12 protein-coding genes and 3 pseudogenes are annotated in these 17,073 nt (G+C 67.2%); 2 read left to right on the top strand and 13 right to left on the bottom strand.

The features are described 5' to 3' along the window. Window positions 1–8 precede the first annotated feature (8 nt). From OG558_RS23750 to OG558_RS23715, 8 genes and pseudogenes are all read right to left on the bottom strand, one after another. Window positions 9–491 (bottom strand): annotated as a pseudogene (locus OG558_RS23750) (IS630 family transposase); the annotation flags it as partial. Between the two features lie 818 nt (window positions 492–1,309). Beyond that, window positions 1,310–2,056 (bottom strand): transposase, encoded by a 747-nt coding sequence (locus tag OG558_RS23745; protein WP_405064946.1) that lies wholly within the window; start codon window positions 2,054–2,056, stop codon window positions 1,310–1,312. Beyond that, a complete protein-coding gene (locus OG558_RS23740) occupies window positions 1,981–2,253 on the bottom strand; it encodes a transposase (protein WP_405064945.1) in 273 nt (90 codons plus the stop codon). Before OG558_RS23740 ends, OG558_RS23745 begins: the two co-directional genes overlap by 76 nt. A gap of 571 nt (window positions 2,254–2,824) precedes the next feature. Then, window positions 2,825–2,983, bottom strand: a pseudogene (locus OG558_RS23735) (cyclic nucleotide-binding domain-containing protein); the annotation flags it as partial. 428 nt (window positions 2,984–3,411) lie between these two features. Beyond that, window positions 3,412–5,058, bottom strand: coding sequence for a cyclic nucleotide-binding domain-containing protein (locus OG558_RS23730; protein ID WP_405064944.1), 1,647 nt, complete (start codon window positions 5,056–5,058; stop codon window positions 3,412–3,414). A 30-nt stretch (window positions 5,059–5,088) separates the two neighbouring features. Next, a complete protein-coding gene (locus OG558_RS23725; RefSeq protein WP_405064943.1) occupies window positions 5,089–8,229 on the bottom strand; it encodes an ATP-binding protein in 3,141 nt (1,046 codons plus the stop codon). A gap of 88 nt (window positions 8,230–8,317) precedes the next feature. Next, a complete protein-coding gene (locus OG558_RS23720) occupies window positions 8,318–8,911 on the bottom strand; it encodes a hypothetical protein (RefSeq protein WP_405064942.1) in 594 nt (197 codons plus the stop codon). Window positions 8,912–9,792: 881 nt separating this feature from the next. Continuing rightward, the gene (locus tag OG558_RS23715) at window positions 9,793–11,028 is read right to left on the bottom strand and encodes an ATP-binding protein (protein WP_405072209.1); all 1,236 of its coding nucleotides are present in this window, start codon (window positions 11,026–11,028) and stop codon (window positions 9,793–9,795) included. A 1,159-nt stretch (window positions 11,029–12,187) separates the two neighbouring features. Between OG558_RS23715 and OG558_RS23710 the strand changes: the two are divergent. Both OG558_RS23710 and OG558_RS23705 read left to right on the top strand, forming a co-directional pair. Beyond that, a pseudogene (locus OG558_RS23710) lies at window positions 12,188–12,481 on the top strand (sodium:calcium antiporter); the annotation flags it as partial. A 295-nt stretch (window positions 12,482–12,776) separates the two neighbouring features. Beyond that, window positions 12,777–13,091 carry a hypothetical protein gene (locus tag OG558_RS23705; RefSeq protein WP_405064941.1) on the top strand — a complete coding sequence of 105 codons (315 nt, stop codon included), beginning with the start codon at window positions 12,777–12,779 and terminating at the stop codon, window positions 13,089–13,091. Between the two features lie 297 nt (window positions 13,092–13,388). Here the strand turns inward: OG558_RS23705 and OG558_RS23700 are convergent, their stop codons facing one another. From OG558_RS23700 to trxA, 5 genes are all read right to left on the bottom strand, one after another. Beyond that, complete coding sequence (locus OG558_RS23700; protein WP_405064940.1) at window positions 13,389–14,522, bottom strand: PIG-L family deacetylase; 1,134 nt, start codon at window positions 14,520–14,522, stop codon at window positions 13,389–13,391. A 12-nt stretch (window positions 14,523–14,534) separates the two neighbouring features. After that, entirely contained in the window at window positions 14,535–15,737 is a 1,203-nt protein-coding gene (locus tag OG558_RS23695) for an NAD(P)/FAD-dependent oxidoreductase (RefSeq protein ID WP_405064939.1), read from the bottom strand. 191 nt (window positions 15,738–15,928) lie between these two features. After that, window positions 15,929–16,195, bottom strand: a complete 267-nt coding sequence (locus tag OG558_RS23690) for a metal-sensitive transcriptional regulator (protein ID WP_405064937.1) — start codon at window positions 16,193–16,195, stop codon at window positions 15,929–15,931. Further along, window positions 16,192–16,596: a DUF302 domain-containing protein gene (locus OG558_RS23685; protein ID WP_329474972.1), complete on the bottom strand. Its 405-nt coding sequence runs from the start codon at window positions 16,594–16,596 to the stop codon at window positions 16,192–16,194. Before OG558_RS23685 ends, OG558_RS23690 begins: the two co-directional genes overlap by 4 nt. Continuing rightward, a complete protein-coding gene (gene trxA, locus OG558_RS23680; protein ID WP_405064935.1) occupies window positions 16,596–16,970 on the bottom strand; it encodes a thioredoxin in 375 nt (124 codons plus the stop codon). Before trxA ends, OG558_RS23685 begins: the two co-directional genes overlap by 1 nt. Between the last annotated feature and the right edge of the window lie 103 nt (window positions 16,971–17,073).

Raw genomic sequence — 17,073 nt, 5'->3', positions numbered from 1 at the left:
CGACCCGACTCGTCCACCGCCAGCACCAACGCGTTCTCTGGCGGGCTCATGTACAGCCCGACGACGTCGCGGACCTTGTCCACGAACAACGGATCGGTCGACAGCTTCCAGGTCTCGATCGCGTGCGGCTTCAGCCCGAACGCCCGCCAGATCCGCGACACCGCGCTCTGCGACATGCCGGTCCTCGTAGCCATCGACCGGGTCGACCAGTGCGTGTCCTCACCAGCCGTGGACTCCAGCGTCTTGGTGATCACCTGCTCGATCTGATCGTCGGTGATCGTCCGCGGCCGGCCCGGACGCGGCTCATCCGACAACCCGTCCAGCCGATCGGCCAAGAACCGCGAACGCTACTTCGACACCATGTTCCGCGACACCCCCACCTCGCGAGCAACCTCGCCGATCGTGCCGCCGTCCGCACTCCGCCACACGATCCGGGCCCGCAACGCCAACGCCAGCGACGTTTTCCGCCGCCGCGCCCACCCAGCCAGCACTGAACGCTCGCCTTCAACGCCCCAGACCTCCTTGCCTAGACCACAAGACTAGAACATGCGTTCGAAATGGCGCTAATCTGAAGGCATGCTTGGGCGGTTCACGGTGCCACCTTCCGACGACGGATCGAACAGATTCGGCGTCTGGGACGGCACGGTCAACGGGTGGCGGGCAACAGACATCGACGACGAGACGGAGGCACACCGGATAGCCAGCGACCTTGACGTCCAGTACGACGCGCACGGCCCCGCTCCGCCGACGCCATCCGCAAGGTGGACCCGCCGCAGCCGGTCCAGCGCGCCCAGTGGGCCAACGGCGAGCTCGACATCTGGATCCGCGACAACGGCGAGTGGCTCGGCCGCGTCCGCGACAAGTCCGGCCGGGTCACCTACCAGGCACCAACCTCAGACCGATCTAAGCGCCTCGACCAGGTGTCCCAAGGCATGGAGGAGCTTCGTCTGCTGCAACCTGGGCAGCGTCGACCGAATTGGCAAGACGATCATGACAAGCAGTTGCTTCGCCCGTCGACGTCGGCCAGCAGCACGGCGCGTGGGTCGACCTGCAGCGCAAAACTGACCTTCGACGTCGGGGGATCGGCTGCACCTAACAGCCTTCTGGATAGGTGCAGACGGCAGTTGGAGCACGTCCATCTAGGCGATCGCCGCAGTCGATGTCAGCGCGCTTGCTTGAGGACATCGCCGACCGGTCCGGTCAAGTCCCGGGTTGTGGTGTAGCGCTGCGTGCTCCTTGGTGGTGGTTCAGGCGGTGAGTGCGGGCAGGTCGTCAACTCCGATCTCGGGTTCGGTGGTGGGCACGAGGTTCACGCGGCAGCGGGCCAGGAGGTCGAGGCCGAGGTAGCGGCGGTCTTCGGCCCATTCGTCGGTCTGCTCGGCCAGGACGGCGCCAGCGAGGCGGGCGCGATGGCGTCGCGGTTGGGGAAGATACCGACGGCGTCGGTGCGGCGCCGGATTTCCTTGTCCAGCCGCTCGGCGGGGTTGTTGGACCAGATCTGGGTCCACACGTCCTTGGGGAAACTCATGAACGCGAGGATGTCCTCGCGCGCCGATGCGAGGTGCTCGGCGACCGCGGGGAGCTTGTCGGCGACGTAGTCGATGAGCCGGTCGAACTGGGCGTGCACGGCGGGTGCGTCGGGCTGGTCGTAGACCGAGTGCAGCATGCCTTGACCGCCGGCCACATGCTCTTCGGGGTCACGCTCGTCGGGTTCGCGGCGTAGTGCGTTCTGCAGCGCTGCCAACTGGTGCCGGGGTAGGTTGGCCGCGATCGCCTCGCGCGGGCCGGCATGCGCGTCGCTGGTGACGAGCCGGACCCCGGACAGGCCACGGGCGACGAGGTCGGCGAAGAACTCGTTCCACGCCGGCCCGGTTTCGCTGGTGGCCACGCGCATGCCGAGCACTTCGCGGTGTCCGCCGCCGTTGACGCCGGTTGCCAGCAGTACGACGGCGTTGATGACGCGGCCGCCTTCGCGGACCTTCATCGTGAGCGCATCGGCGGCCACGAACGTGAACGGGCCAGCCTCACCGAGCCCGCGATGCGGGAAGTCGTCCACGATCGCGTCCAGCTAGGTCGCCATCCTGGAGACCTGGGACTTCGACAGCGAGTCGATCCCCAGCTGCTTGACGAGCTTGTCCAGCCGGCGGTGGACACCCCGGCGAGGTAGCAGTCCGCGACCACGGTGATCAGGGCCGCCTCGGCGCACTTGCAGCGCTCCAGCAGCCACTCGGGAGAGTAGGTGCCCTTGCGCAACTTCGGGATCGCGACGTCGACGGTGCCGGTGTCCAGGTCGCGGTGCGCAGCCCAGCACCGCTACCGGCGCACCCCTTTACGCACCTCAATCAGCGCGAGAGGATGGTGAGCGATGAGAACCGATGTGCACCAGAACACCCACGAATCCCTTGCCAGTAAGAGCTTTCGATCATCATCGACAAACGGTGATCAGTCTCAGCTGGAATTCAGCGGGTTCGGGGTTCGAGTCCCTGGCGGCGCACCATGAGCCCAGGTCGCAGCGTTGGCCTGGGTTTCTTCATGTCGCCGACGGACCACTTCGGACCACCTTGGCGGATACTCGCGTCTCAGTGAGACCCTGGCGGTCGCGACCGGCGCCACCTTGGTCCTCGCCATCAAGCAATCGGTCCACCGTTCCGACATCCATCTGCTCGTGACTGTGCGTCACATCACACGGCCGCATCGTTGCGATCTTCTCGGATTCTCCGCCTTGCCGGGTATTGAGCCGCCACCGACCACAGATGTTGGAGGCCTGAGATGCCGAGGCACCCACTGACGACGGTCGGACGTCGGACGACATGCGTCGCTGCGCCTAGGCGTATGCAGTGCGGATCTTGTCGGCTAGTTCGGGGAACTGCTGCTCGAGACTCCTGAACGCCGTTCCGAACATGTTCCAGATCGTGACGTGCGATGTTGCCTTGACAGTCGCCGTACGGCGGCCGTCGCCGATTATCGACAGCTCGCCAAAGCAGTCCCCCCGACCCTAACTCCCGGATCTCCTGGTTGCCTTGAATCACCGCGGCCGTGCCATCCCTGAGGACATAGAACGCGTACCCGGAAGCGCCTTCCCGCAGAAGGGTGGCGCCGCTGTCTCGTTCCTCGACGTCGAACCACGAAGCCAGTTGTTCCAGTTCCAGTGGTTCCAACTCCGCGAACAGCGACATCGACCGCAGTTCTTCAGGCGTCGGTCTCACGATGTCTCACCCCACCAATCCCGAGTGGCGACGCGGTGCCACGTCAATCCTCGCACCCGCCGAGATCCGAGGAGGTGAACATCGCATGAACTGGGAGCAGATACGCCACGCTCGGGTCCACGCATCAACCTGGTAGAGGTGCGCCCAGCCGCGGTACCGGGCTGCGGGCGAGGAGGCGTTCGACTGCGCAGCCCGGTTCGAGCACTCAGCCGCTGTCTGGTCGGTCGGTGCCGTCCAGCGGGTCGGCGGCCAGCCGCTCGGTGATGACGGCGTCGGCGGCGGCGATGCTCAGGGCGTTCCCCGAGATGGCCGTGAGGAACTCGGTCCGTCCGAGGGCGAGGGTATGGAGGGGATCCGTGGCCGTGATCGTCGCCGTGCGCGGTACGTCGCGCAGCAGCGCGATCTCCCCGAAGCAATCACCGCGGGCCAGGGGTGGCCTCGGTGTTCCGCGCACGCTGACGGCAGCGGCGCCGCTCAGGATGATATGGAAGTCGTCCCCCCAATCGCCCTCACGGAGGACGACCGTGCCGCTGTCGAACCGGCGCGGACGGAACTCGGAGGCGACGAGCTCGGTGACCGCCAGCGACAGGTGGCGGAACATCGGCAGACCGCGGACCAGCTCGAGCTCCGGTCCGGGCTCGGGCATCGCCCGGTCAAGCCTGGTGAACCGGCGTAGATGGGCCAGTGCGAGCGCGGCCAGTCCGCCGCCGAGGAGTGCCAGCGTGCCGGGTACGCCGATCGTTGCTATCAGCAACGGGGTGATGAGAGACCCGAGGCCGATCCCCAGCAGCGCCAGCAGCTCGGTCGCGGCCAGCACTCGTCCCAGGACGCGCGGACTGGCGAGCCGCGCGATCAATGTGAAGGCGCCGACGTCTTCAAAGGCGTTGCCGACCCCGACCAGAACCAGCGCGATGTACGCGACGGCCGGCGTCGGGAACAGCGCGAGCCCGGCGAGCGGTACACCCCACAGCAGCAGGCCTGCGACAAAGGTGCGACCGAGCCGGGTGGCGCGGACGACCGACGCCGCGGCAGCGCCACCGATCAAGCCGCCGATGCCGAGGGCCGCGGTGAGCCAGCCGATGGCTGCGTCGCCGAGGGCCAGTACGTCAACCGCGAGTACGGCGATCAGCACGGTGATGGCACCACGGACCAGCGTCTGCGCTAGCACGAGGATCGCTACGCCACCCGGCGGGGCCAGCCGGACAAAGGCACTCATCCCCTCGGCGATCTCCCGTACGACGTGCGCGTGGCCGGCTCCGGCGGCCGTCGGCCGGCCCGGCACTCGGAGCCCTCGTAGGGCGAGCATTGCGAGGCAGAGGAACCCGGCGGCTACGCCGATGGCCGTCTGTGCGTCGGCAATGGCTACGAGAGTGCCGGCGAGCACCGGACCGACCAGCGCCCCCGCGCTCTCCATGACCGCGGCCGTGACGTTCGTTGCGGTCAGCTCGGCCGGTGTGCGGACCAGCCATGGCAAGATCGCCGCCTGCAGCGGACGGTAGACCCCAGCGAAGGCCGAACTGACGGCTGCGACCGCGACGACCGCCGCCGGCGGGCCCGACAGCACGACGACGAGCGCGGCCAGCGCGAGCAGCGCCGTCGTGACGCCGGTGAACCAGCGCAGCAGTCGGTCGCGGCGCACCCGGTCGCCGACAGTAGCGACGAACATGCCGACGCCGATGGCCGCCACTTCGCGTGCGACGACGTACGCCGCGACGAGCGTCGCGCCACCTTCTTCGTACGCGTAGACGACGAGTGCGACGTTGCCCGCGAGCTTGCCCACGACGAGCAGGCCCCAGCCAAGCTCGATCCTGCGTACGTCGGGAACCCGGAGCACCTCACGAATCACTCCCATGGGCTGCCTCCTCCGGTCAGCTGCTCGCCGTCAGACCACCGGCGCGGCCGCTAGCGTGTCCGCCGACACCACGTCTCCCTTGGACCGGTACGCCGCGGCTGCTGCCGCGGCCTCGACCGCCGCGTCGCTCGCCTCGCCCCGGGTCGTCAGCACAGCTGCGAGTCCGGCATGGGCGAAGCCAAGTAGCTCGAGATCGTCGGTGCTCCTGGCCAGGTCGAGAGCAGCTCGGGCCAGAACCTCGGCGCCCGCGATGTCACCCGCCGCGAGCCGGCACGGCACGCGCGTGCCGCGCCACGCGATCTGTGAGGCGAGGTCGCCTTCGGCCGCGGTCCGCTCCGACTCGACGGTGAGCCTCTCGGCCTCGGCGAACCGTCCTTGCGCGACGAGCGTCCGTGCCAGGTACGCCGCGACGGTGGACATCCCAGCACGCTCGCCCATGTCTCGCAGCGTCTGATATCCCCAGCGGAGCTCTGCCTCAGCCTCCCGGACGTCGCCGACAAGGAGCAGCGCCATACCGGACAGCACCGTCCAGTGCGCCCGGCTGAAGGTGAGGCCGAGTTCCTCATGCCGCTGCCGTCCTCGCTGCACATAGGACCGGGCAATCTCGGCGCGCCCCGCTATCGCAGACAGGTAGGCCAGGACTACATAGACCGCGGCCTCCACCCGCCGCGAACCCTGCAGCAGTAGGTCCTGGCAGCGCACGATGGCCTCTGGCGCCGGCGTCGGTCCGAGCGCCAGGCAGGAGGCGAACCACACCGAGATCGCGGTCTCCTCCCTCGTCTCACCAGCACTGCGTGCGTGCATGAGAGCGCGGTCGAGCGCCTGCGACGTCGCGCCGTACGAGCAGGCCATCCAGTCCAGCTCGGCGCGCAGCCGCCAGACCCGGGCGAGGCCGCTGTCGTTCGCCTGATCGCTGAACACGCGGTACGCCTGGTCGGTGACCTGGGTGAGCGAGCCGGCCGCGGCGTCGGGCTGGGTCTGCAGGCGGATCACCTCCCGGTCCAGCCGGGCCAGCTCGGCGAGCCCGATGTCGCCGGCCGCGCCGGCGTACTCGATCGACTCCGACAGCGCCCGCTCGGCGTCGTCGAAACGGCCCCGGGCCACCAGCGCCGCACCGAGGTCGCGGAGCAGCCCGGGCCGCTCGGGATCGGCAGCTGGCAGCAGCCGCACTGACCGCTCGAGCAGGCTCGAGGCGGCCGACATGTCGTCCCGGGCCAGTGACCGGCGACCGGCCACCGACAACCATTGGCCTGCGCGGGCACCGAGAGCCCGGCCCCGTACATCGACCCAGCCGAGCTCGCGCAACTGCCGCACGGCCTGTTCCAGGTGGTAGCCGATGATCTCCTCGTACTCGGCGGACCGGGCGCCGACCCGGGTCTCGAGCCAGCCGGCGAACCTCTCGTGGAGCCGGGCGCGGATCTCCTTCGGCACACTCGCGTACGCCGCGTCGCGGGTCAGGATGTGGAAGAACCGGAAGGTATCCGAGCCGGCGAAGCCCGGACCCACCGGGCGGACCAACTGTTTGGCGACCAGCGAGCGCAGATGCTGGTCCATCAGTGACGGAAGCTCGCTGGATACGTGCTCGAGTGCCTCCCGGTAGAACTCGCGGCCCATCACTGCCGCACGCTGGATCAGCGTCCGTTCGGCCGGGTCGAGGCGTTCGAGCCGGCTTGCGAGGATCGCGGTCACGGTCGCAGGCACCACCAGCTCACCGAGGTCGGCGGTGGCCAGCCAGCCCGCCTCGGTGCGTACGATCGCGCCTTCGTCGACCAGCATCCGGACGAGCTCCTCGACGAACAGCGGGTTCCCGTCGGCGGCTGTCACGATCCGCGCCGCGACCGGCTCAGGCAGCCGCAGACCGTCCAACAGGTGCACGAGGAGCACATCGATGTCGGCGGGGGCCAGCGGCCCGGGCGTGAGCCTGAGGGCGTCGTACACCGCTCCGCACCACCCCGGGACGATCTCGTCCAGCTCCGGGCGGGCAGTACAGACGAGGAGCAACGGCACGCCGGCCGCCAGCGTCGCGATGTGCTCGACGAGGTCGAGCAGCGCGGGCTCGGCCCAGTGGATGTCGTCGAGCAGCACCACGAGCGGGCGGCCGGACCGCGCGACCGCTTCCAGTAGGCGCCGGACCGCCCAGGCGATCTCTGTCGTGTCGGCGAGACCTGACGACAGCCCGATGGCACCGGCGACCACATCGGCGACATGCTGCGCATCGGCGTCGATCCGATCACCGGCGTCAGAATCCGCCGTAACCCCCAGCAGCGCGAGGATCCGGGATCGGGCGAACTCCGGATCATCGGTCGTCGAGATGCCTGCCAGGTCCCGGACGATCTCCGCGATCGGCCAGTAGGTCGCGCCGTCGCCGTAGGACAGACAGCGTCCATGGGTCACCCGGGCACGATCGGAGATCCGGTGCACGAACTCGCGCGTGATCCGGGACTTCCCCAGCCCGGCCGGCGCGACGATCGACACCAGTCGGCAGGCCGAGCTCAGGCATTGCGCGAACGACCGCTCGAGCATGATCAGGTCCTGCTCGCGGCCGACGATCGGCGAGTCGAGATGCCGCTGCAGCCAGGGGGCGTCCGGTGTGACGTCGAGCAAGTACCAGGCCGGCAGGGGCCGCGCCTTGCCCTTCGCGGCGAACGGCTCCACGGGTTCCGCGGAGACCGCGTCGCGCACCAGTCGGTAGGTCGTCTCGCCGAGGAGGATGTCGCCTGCGGCGGCGTGCTGCTCGAGCCGCGCCGCGACGTTGATCGCGTCACCGGTCACGAGCCGCTGGTCGGCCACAGCCTCGCCGGCGACCACCTCGCCGGTGTTGACGCCGATGCGGTTGGCGATCGTGACACCCCAGCCGGCACTGAGTTCCTCGTTCAGGCCGCGCAGTGCCGAACGCATCTCGTGGGCCGCCCGTACGGCGCGCAGGGCGTCGTCCTCGTGCAGCCTCGGTACGCCGAAGACCGCCATCACCGCGTCACCGATGAACTTCTCCACGGTGCCGTCGTGACGGTCCACGACCCGGCGCATCTCGTCGAAATACAACGCCATCACGCGTCGAACCGATTCGGGGTCGAGCCGCTCGCCCAGCGCGGTGGAGTCGACCACGTCGCAGAAGATCACCGTGACGGTCTTGCGCACCTCCCCTGACGACGCCGCGAGACCCTCGGACATCGGGGCACCACATTGCGGGCAGAATCGCGCCGTCGCCTCGGTCTCCCGCTGGCAACTGCCACACCGTGCTGTAGGGGCAGGGTCTGCCTCAGGACCTGAGCGTGACCACGATGTCGTCATCGGTGGCCGTCACGCCGTTCGTGGTGTCGGTGATCGTGTTCTGCGCGAAGGTCGCCGACAGTGCGACCAGCGACTGTCCAGGCGGGCAGGAGAAGCCGCCGGGGTTCGCTGCCCCGGTGTCCAGCACGACGGTTCCGGTGATCTTCCCGTTGCGGTCGGCGGTGAGCGTGGCCGGTGTCGAGACCGGAGCGGTCACCGTCGTCTTGTTCCCGGCGGGCGGGCGATTCGACCCATTGTTGACGCAGCCGAACGTCGCTGTGACGACGGACTGCAGTCGGTAGGTGACGTCGGGTGTGCCCACCCCGAGCTCCGTCCAACTGAACAGCAGGTCGGGCAGGTCGGCCGAACCAGCGGTCCCGGCGGCTGCCAGGCCCGGGGCCGTGTTAGTTGTGGTTGTGACGGTGAACGTCTTGAAGTGCGGGAAGTTCGCAAACGCCGTGCCGGTGGTGCCGATCATGCCCACGGTGATCGCGATCGCGAGTGCGCCAACCCACCGCAACGTGCGAGCGAAGCGATCCGGCACGTTCTTGTTCATCGTCCCGCCCTTCGGCCGCGCCGTCATGATCAAGCCCCTTCCGGGTGATAAGCGTCCCGCGTCTATCGCAGCAGATTCCGCTTGACCGGGGCGTGACCGCTTCACCCGTCTGCGTGGGTGGATCGGTGGTCCGTACCAGGTGTCATCGCACGTCCACCGGGTCGGTGCCACTCTGCTATTAAATGCGACGGAGATGGAATATGCGATGGTGAGGTACCAGAACGCCGAACTACGGGGCGCCCGCATGCGGCCGCCGGCGAGCTGATGACGCGCGTCGAGGAGGCCGTGCGGGAGGCGAGCGCGCGCTTCCACCCGACTGTGGAACACCACCAAGCGCGCATCGTCAGCGTCGAGACGGGCGTTCGTGGGCCTGAAAGTCATTGAGCAGCACGCAGCCTGGGCGACGCGTATGCTCGCCGGGATCCCGCTCGGTACCGTCGCGAGCAACCGCCGCGTACTGATCTACAGGTGATGCGGATTAGGGATCCAGCGACGGCGGACGGCTCGTACGCGTTGACCACCGGTTCCCAGGTCTGGTCGGCGCCCTGCGGTGTGATCGGCGGGCGACGTGGTCGTGCGTTCGGCGGCCGTGCCCGGTGTCTCGAGCAATTGGTAGAGCGCCGGTACCCACCACCCACGCGGATAAAGCAACACTCCGCAGATTCAAGTCCACCAAGGGCCGACCCGCCAGTTCTCATGTAACAGCTGCGCAGGTGAGCCCAATTCCCTTCAGGCAGGAGTGGATCCGTGACGTGACATTCCCGAAGCTGACCCAGCGAGCCAGATCCGTACGCCGCGGACTAGGCCCGTCAGCCTGCGCCGCGATCAGCCAGGCGATCTCGACCTGACGCGCTCAATCGGACGACACGGCTTTCAGCCAGTCCGTGTAGCGGATCCTCGGGCCTGATTCACGGCTCGAGTTCCCACAGTGCGCTGATCGGCATGGCGCGCAGCTTGGGGCCGAACGGGAGAGTGTGCTGACCCGTGTGCAGAACCACACCAGCGATAAAGTCATCCCCCAGTCGATCCTGGAGATGCCGCAGGCCGCGGAAGTCGTCGGAGCGCGGTGTCGATGACGCCTTGACCTCGATACCCACCACTTGCCCGCGTCGGTTCTCCAGCACGGCGTCGACCTCAACCTGATCGCGGGTGCGGTAGTGGTACAGATCAACACGCATCTCGTTCCAGCTCTGCTGCCTGGCGAGTTCCATCAACACAAAGCCTTCGAGCAGCGGCCCGAACGAGCTCCCTGGTCGCTTGAACTGAGCTGTGTCGGCTCCCACCAGATTCGCCGCGATCCCCGAGTCGGTCACGGCGACCTTCGGGGTACCGGTGACCCTCGTGCTCAGGTTGCGAGACCAGGCAGGGATCAGCTTGATCAAGAAGATCTCCTGCAGCAAGCTCACGTACCGCGCGACCGTGTGATTCGCCAACCCCGCCTTGCCGGCGAGTTCGTTGATCACCAACTGTCCGCCGGAACGTGCGGCGATCAACCGGATCAGCTTCTCCATCTCGCCGGCCTTCTCGATCTCGCCGACCTGGCTGACATCGCGGGTGATGAGATTGCTGATATAGGAGTCGAAGAATCGTTGCCGCCGGCGCGGCTGGTCACGCGCAACCGCCTCGGGGAAGCCACCCCGCACGACACGATCGGCGTAATCGGCGCGGTCAAGAGTGGACACGTGCCGCAGATCAGGCCCATGGCTGAAGACCGCGTCGATGAAACGATCGGGTCTTCCGTCGATCTCACCTTGCGCGAACGGCCACAGCTCGATCGTCTCCATGCGCCCCGGAAGCGCATCCGGCAACGTACGCAGACCCAGAACCCGCGCCGACCCCGTCAGCAGGAACTGGCCGGGCAGCGGTCGCTCATCGACCCGGGCCTTGATCGAGAGGAGAAGCTCCGGGAGCCGCTGGATCTCGTCGATGATCATCGGCTTCGTCCCGGCGACGAACTCCCTGGGGTCCTCGCGGGCCGCCTCACGGATGTCGGTGTCGTCGAAGGTGTACCACTCCGCGTCCACGGCAGCCCCGACCAGACGCACCAGGGTGCTCTTGCCGCTCTGCCGCGCACCGTTCACAAGAACAACCCGGGTATCGGCCATCGCCTCGTCGACCAGCGCACGCGCATGCCGTGGCAGCACACGTCCCAACGGCGACTCGCGCTCAGCTCGAGGTTCCGATTCATCGCTCACCCTGCGAGTATGCACCAGACTGCAAATCTGCCGCCACCTAGGCTGCAAATCTGCCGGTCCGTGACTGCAAATATGCCGACCTGGTGGCTGCAGACCTGCCGCTCATGGTGTGCCTACAACAGCTGTGCGCATCGCCCCGTTCTCGGGCAGGCCCTGCCGGGCGCCGCAGCCAGCCACTCAACTGACGACGACACGACCGAACTCAGGGCAATGTTCAACCTGGAGAGCCCACCTCGCGGTCCCTGCAGGGCCGCTTGCTCACCTCTTTACACATCTCAATCAGCGCGAAAGGTCCACTAACAACGACAACTCATGAGCCTGTCACGACCGCTGAATCCGTTACGTACAAGAGATTCTGCGCACCGACGGCAACCCACGGGCAACCTCAGGTGGAAATCAGCGGGTTCGGGGTTCGAGTCCCTGGCGGCGCACAGTAGCCCAGGTCACGCAAGTGCCTTGGGCTTAGTCATGCCAGGCACGGGCCCTTTACGTGCCTCTTTGCCAGAACTTCCCCTCGCAGCGAGCTCTCACCGTCTTCATCAGATCGGTTTGCACCCCTTGGCCTGATCATTACTGTGCGTCACATCACGTCGGTTCGCAACGCTGCGGACTTCTCGCACTCTCCGCCGCGCCCAGCGTTGAGCAGGGCCAACCATCACCCCGGTTGGCGGCATGACATGTCGAGACCACCGATGTCGATCGGAAGCTGTCAGCCCCGGTGGAGACTGGTCGATCAACCAGCGCTCGAGGCTGGCGACGAGATGACTCTCGATCTGAGGTCGGCCGGCAGGGACCTCAGAGTCATCCGGTTTCGCCAGAATCTGGCCGCGATTTGCGTGCGGCGCTGGCTGGACGGGTCTCGGCTCCTCGAGACGGAACGCCTTCGCCGGCAGGCCACACCTGATCCGGGGACGCAGTCGACCGCCATAGTCGGCTCGGGGCGCGGGTGTGTGGGCGTCCACGAGCCAACGTTGGTTAGGTTGTCATTCGGTGTGCCGGGAAGCCTGGTCGGCTGTGGGTGACATTTGCCGACCTAGGGAGCATCCGATGGTGTTTCAGATTCTGCTCGCCGTAGTGGGCTTGGTTGACCTTCGCGGCGGATCATCTTGTGCTTGGCTCGTCGCGGTTGGCGGAACGGATTCGGATCAGTCCGGTCGTTGTCGGTGTTGTTGTCATCGGCTTGGGCACATCCGCACCTGAGTTCTTGGCCTCCGGAGTAGCCGCAGCACGTGGGGACACCGGACTGGCGGTGGGCAACATCGCCGGGTCCAACATCTTGAACCTGACTCTCGTCCTCGGCATCGCCGCATTGGCTGGGTCAGTGGTGGTGACCTCGCACGTGATCCGCCGCGAAGTGCCGCTGACCGTAGGAGCCGTGGTTCTGTTCTCGTTCCTGGCTTGGGCGGGCCTGAGTCCCATCACCGGCGCGCTGCTGGCCGTCGCCGGTGTATGCGCACTGTTCGTTCTCCTGCGATGGGCCGGCCAAGCGCGCAACAACGAGGAGGTCGCCGATGAGGCGGCCGAGTTCACGCAAGGGAGGGCGACTGTACATGTGCCGGTTGCACCGTCGACACTGCTGGCGTGGTTCGAGCCGGTGCGCGTGGTCCTGGGTCTGGCTGGGGCTCAGTTGCTGGTCGCCAACGCATCGGCGATCGCGGCTCATCTCGGCGTACCTCAGGTCATCATCGGGGTTTACCTTGGTCGCGCTTGGTACGTCGCTGCCGGAGCTGGTCACCGCGGTCCAGGCCCAGCGCCGTGGCCAGTCCGACCTCGTTGTTGGAAACCTCTTCGGCAGCAATCTGTTCAACAGTCTCATCGGAGACGCGGTCGTGGGGTTCGCGTCTGGCTCGGCCACGCCCGGAAAGGCGGCGGTTGCGCTGAGCGTCACGATGATCCTCACCGCCGGGCTGGCCTGGGTCCTGCTTCGCCGGGGTCTGACCTTGACCCGCGTCGAAGCCCTAGTCCTCATGGCCGCCTACGCACTGACCATGCCGCTGCTGCTGTCGACGTGAGACCCGGCCGGATTCCGAAGTGCGGAACCGGTCCACGTGTGCTGGTCTTCCCGAGTGGCCTCTGCTCGGCCACCAGCAGGTGCGGTTGTGAGCTCTGGACAAGCCTCGGTCACGCGAGCGTGGCCCTCTTGTCGACGGCAGCTGAAAACTGATCGGTGGGCGGCAGCAAATCGGGCACCTGATGCTCACCGGTGCCGCTGCGCGCCGGCGATGCGGAAAATACCAAGTCTGACGTGGGTCTGATGTCGCATCGCCGGACCCGACATCAGGATCGCGCAGCTGGGCGTGAATGCCTGGTCAGCTTGGAGGTGTGGGTGGGTGAAGGTCGATCGAGATGTCCGGTGGGGTGGTGATCGAGTTGTGTACCGTGCAGTGTCGTGCGACGGCCAGGAGCGCGTCGCGCCGTACGGGCGGTAGGTCGTCGGCCAGCCGGATGGTGATGTCGATTCGGTCGACCCTGGCGGGCTTGTTCGCGAGCTGGAACGAGGCGTCGACGACCAGGCCGGTGGTGTCGAAGTGGTGCCGGTGCAGGTAGCGGCGGGCGTAGAAGGCGACGCACGAGGTCAGCGATGCGACGAAGAGCTCAGTCGGTGTCGGCGCGGTGTCCTCGCCGCCGGCGTCGATCGGTTGATCGACCGACAGGACGTGGTTGCGGATTCTGATGCCGAACCTGTCACCCGATCGGTGGTCAACCCGGATCATCGCCGTGGAGTCCTTGACCTCCCCCGCGGTTACCGTGACGGCTTGGCGCCGAAGCCAGCGTAGGTGCTCTTCATCGCCCAGCAGATCGAGACGGTGCCACAAGACAGTCGTGGGGACGGCTTGGGAGGCGTGCGCGAGACTCGCTATCCGCTGATGTTGCCGGTCAACGCGAAGTACCAGGTCGATGTCGGTGGGGTCGTGGCCGATGAAGCTGGTTCCGAACTCGCCGTTCAACCGGTCCGCCACTGTACGCGGTACTGTCCACCCGAGCACCGGCAGGTCAACGCAGCGCGCAGCTGCGAGCGCGGCCGCAGTGGCCGCGGCGTGATCGGGATGTCCGCTCACGCCGGAAGGATCGAAGACGAGCAGGCCATCGGCACCTGCCGCCTTGATCTGGGCGAGTACATCGCCCGTCAGCGTCGTCCGGCCGACGTCGGCCAGTGCGCCATCGGGATGGTCGAGCAGGACGGCCGAGTCGACGCCGAGCTCCTTGGCCGCGTTCTTCAGTTCGGCGGCGCGCAGTATGGCGAGGTCTCCGGCCGGCCCGAGCGTGGAAGCCTCGCCGTGGGTCAGACACAACACGGAGACCTGACTGCCGGCTCGTCCGAAGCTGTCGAGGATCGCACCCAGCCCGAACGACTCGTCGTCGGGATGGGCGACCACGGCGAGAACCGAGGACCAACCAGGCAATGTGCGGGTCGGGTGGTTGGCAGGTGCGGCACCAGTCATCGTGTACCTCCGTCAGGGCAGCTGCACGTAGCCGTGCCGCATCTTCCACAGGAAGTACTTCTCGAAGCCGAGCTTCATCAGGTGCGCCTGCGGGCCAGGGATCAGCACACCGTGCTTGCGCGGCGGCAGCATCTTGTCGGCGAGGATGATCACGCCGTTGTTGCCGGCGTCCATCACGCAGATCGCCTTGATGTCACCGAACGCCTTGGTGTTGGTCGGCTTCTCGCCTCGGATCTGCGCGGCGATGTTGGCCGCGGCGGTGTGTGCCATCACCTCGGTCGGGAAGCCGGTCTTGGGGATCCCGACGGGTGTCGGGGTCTGCCAGGGAGCGTCGACTGCGGCGGCCACACCGACTGCGTAGACGTCGTCGTACTTCTCGCTCTGGTAGGTGTCCCGCACGACGACGTAGCCCTTCTCGTCGACCAGCCCGTTCGACTCGTTGAGGAATTGCTGCCCGAGGAAGGGTGGGATGACCATTCCGAAGGTGAAGGGCAGGTTCTCGCCGTCGGCCAGCACCAGAGCACCCTGGTCGATGTGGTCGATGCCGACCGAGATGCGCGTGTCGATGCCCTCTTTCTTGAGGAACATGCCGAGGAGTTGCTCGCCGTGTGGCAGGCCGCCGATGCCGAAGTGTCCGAGGAAGGGTTCTGCCGTGACGTAGGTGAGTTTGACCTGCTTGTGCAACCCTGCCTTCCGCAGCTGGTGTGCGGTGTTGAACAGGAACTCGTAGGCGGCGCCGAAGCAACCCGCACCCTGGGTGGCCGCGACGACGACGTCACCCGGGTGATCCAGGAACCGGCGCCAGGCGACCCCCGTCCGCTGGGCCTCGGGGAGCGTGGTGATGGTGTTGGCGTTCTCCTTGAACCCGGGAACGACGTCGTCCTTGTTGCGGTAGCCGGTGGCGATGACCAGGTAGTCGTAGCCGAGCTCCCGGCCGGCGTCGGCCGTGACCTTCCTCGCGACCGGGTCGACTTTCGTGGCCGCCGCGTGGATGAACTCGATGCCGTGGGCCTCCAGGGTCGGTGCGACCGGGAAGGTGATGTCGGCGCTGTCCCGCTTACCGAACGGTAGCCAGATCAGGCTGGGATTGAACAGGAACTGGTCGCTGGCCGACACCACCGTCACGTCGACATCGCCGTCCAGCTCGTGCCGGACGGCCAACGCGGCGGTCAGCCCTCCGAAGTTGGCGCCCAGTACCAGGACCTTCTTGCGCATCTCCAGCCTCCTCGATCGAACTCTCTTGAGGCAGGTATACCCGGGGAGGTATCGGGGCCATCAGGGTCCTGTGGCCCTTCATCGCGGGCCAGAGGTCATGCCCAGCGGTCGGCTGGGGCGCGGCCGTCCGATGACCGTCGGCGGTGCGCTGGTCTGGCGGCGACGAGCCCTGAGTCTGGGCCTTGACCACCTCACGCCAGGGAGAGGAAGAGCTTCTCCATCTTCTTCGTGTCGATACTGTCCGGTCCGTCACCCTCCACGATGCATTGGCGCAGGCCGCTGGCCACGATCGCGAATCCGGCGCGGTCGAGTGCGCGGGAGACGGCGGCGAGCTGGGTGACCACGTCCTCACAGTCGCGGCCTGCCTCGAGCATCCGCAGCACACCGGCGAGCTGGCCTTGGGCGCGCTTGATCCGGTTGACGACGGGAGTCATCTCGGTCGGGTCGAGTGCTGTCATCTGTGCTCCTCGGTGAGGGCCGCAAGCGCGGCGGTGAGGCGGTCCTTAGCGTCTCGGGCGACGCTGTGCAGCTGCGGGGCGTCGGACAGCCCCATCATCGCGTCAGGGTCGAGAGCTTCGACGACGGTGGTCTCCTCGTCCACGGATCGGACCACGACGTTGCAGGGCAGCAGCGCGGCGATCGACGGCTCCACTTGCAGCGCCTGGTAAGCCAGCGGCGGCCGGCAGGCGCCGAGGATTACCTGCGGGGGTACGTCGACGTCGAGCTTGGCCGCGAGTGTGGCCTTGAGGTCGATCTCGGTGAGGATGCCGAATCCCTGGTCGGCGAGGGCCGCACGGACCGCTTCGACGGTCTCGTCGTACGGCCGCTCGACGGTCGTCGCGAGCGTATAGCCGGGCATCAGGCGCTCCTCGCGCCCTGCTCGTCCGCCGCATCCGCCCGCGCCTTCTCGATGTCCAGGTCACGCACCGCCGCGATGACCTGCTCCAGCGCCTGGGCCGGCAGCGCGCCAGGCTGGGAGAAGACCAGCGAGCCGTCCTTGAAGGCCATCAGGGTGGGGATCGAGGTGATCCCGGCGGCCGAGGCCAGCGCCTGCTCCGCCTCGGTGTCGACCTTGCCGAACACGATGTCGTCGTGCGCGGCGGCGGCCTTCTCATAGATGGGCGCGAACATGCGGCACGGGCCGCACCAGGATGCCCAGAAGTCCACCAGGACGATCTCGTTGTCGAGGATCGTCTGCTCGAAGTCGGCTCTGCTGAGGTTCACGGTGGTCACGGGTACTCCTTCTGCGACGGCGAAAACCGTCTGACTTGACGATACCCCGGAGGGTGTTACCCACATTAGCGCACATACCCCCACCCGTATTCCCGGCAGCGAT

Source organism: Kribbella sp. NBC_01510 (assembly GCF_045040325.1).
In the GTDB taxonomy this organism is placed as follows: Bacteria; Actinomycetota; Actinomycetes; order Propionibacteriales; family Kribbellaceae; genus Kribbella.
Note: the sequence above shows the minus strand (reverse complement) of the source record. Positions and strands in the feature narration are given on the sequence as shown.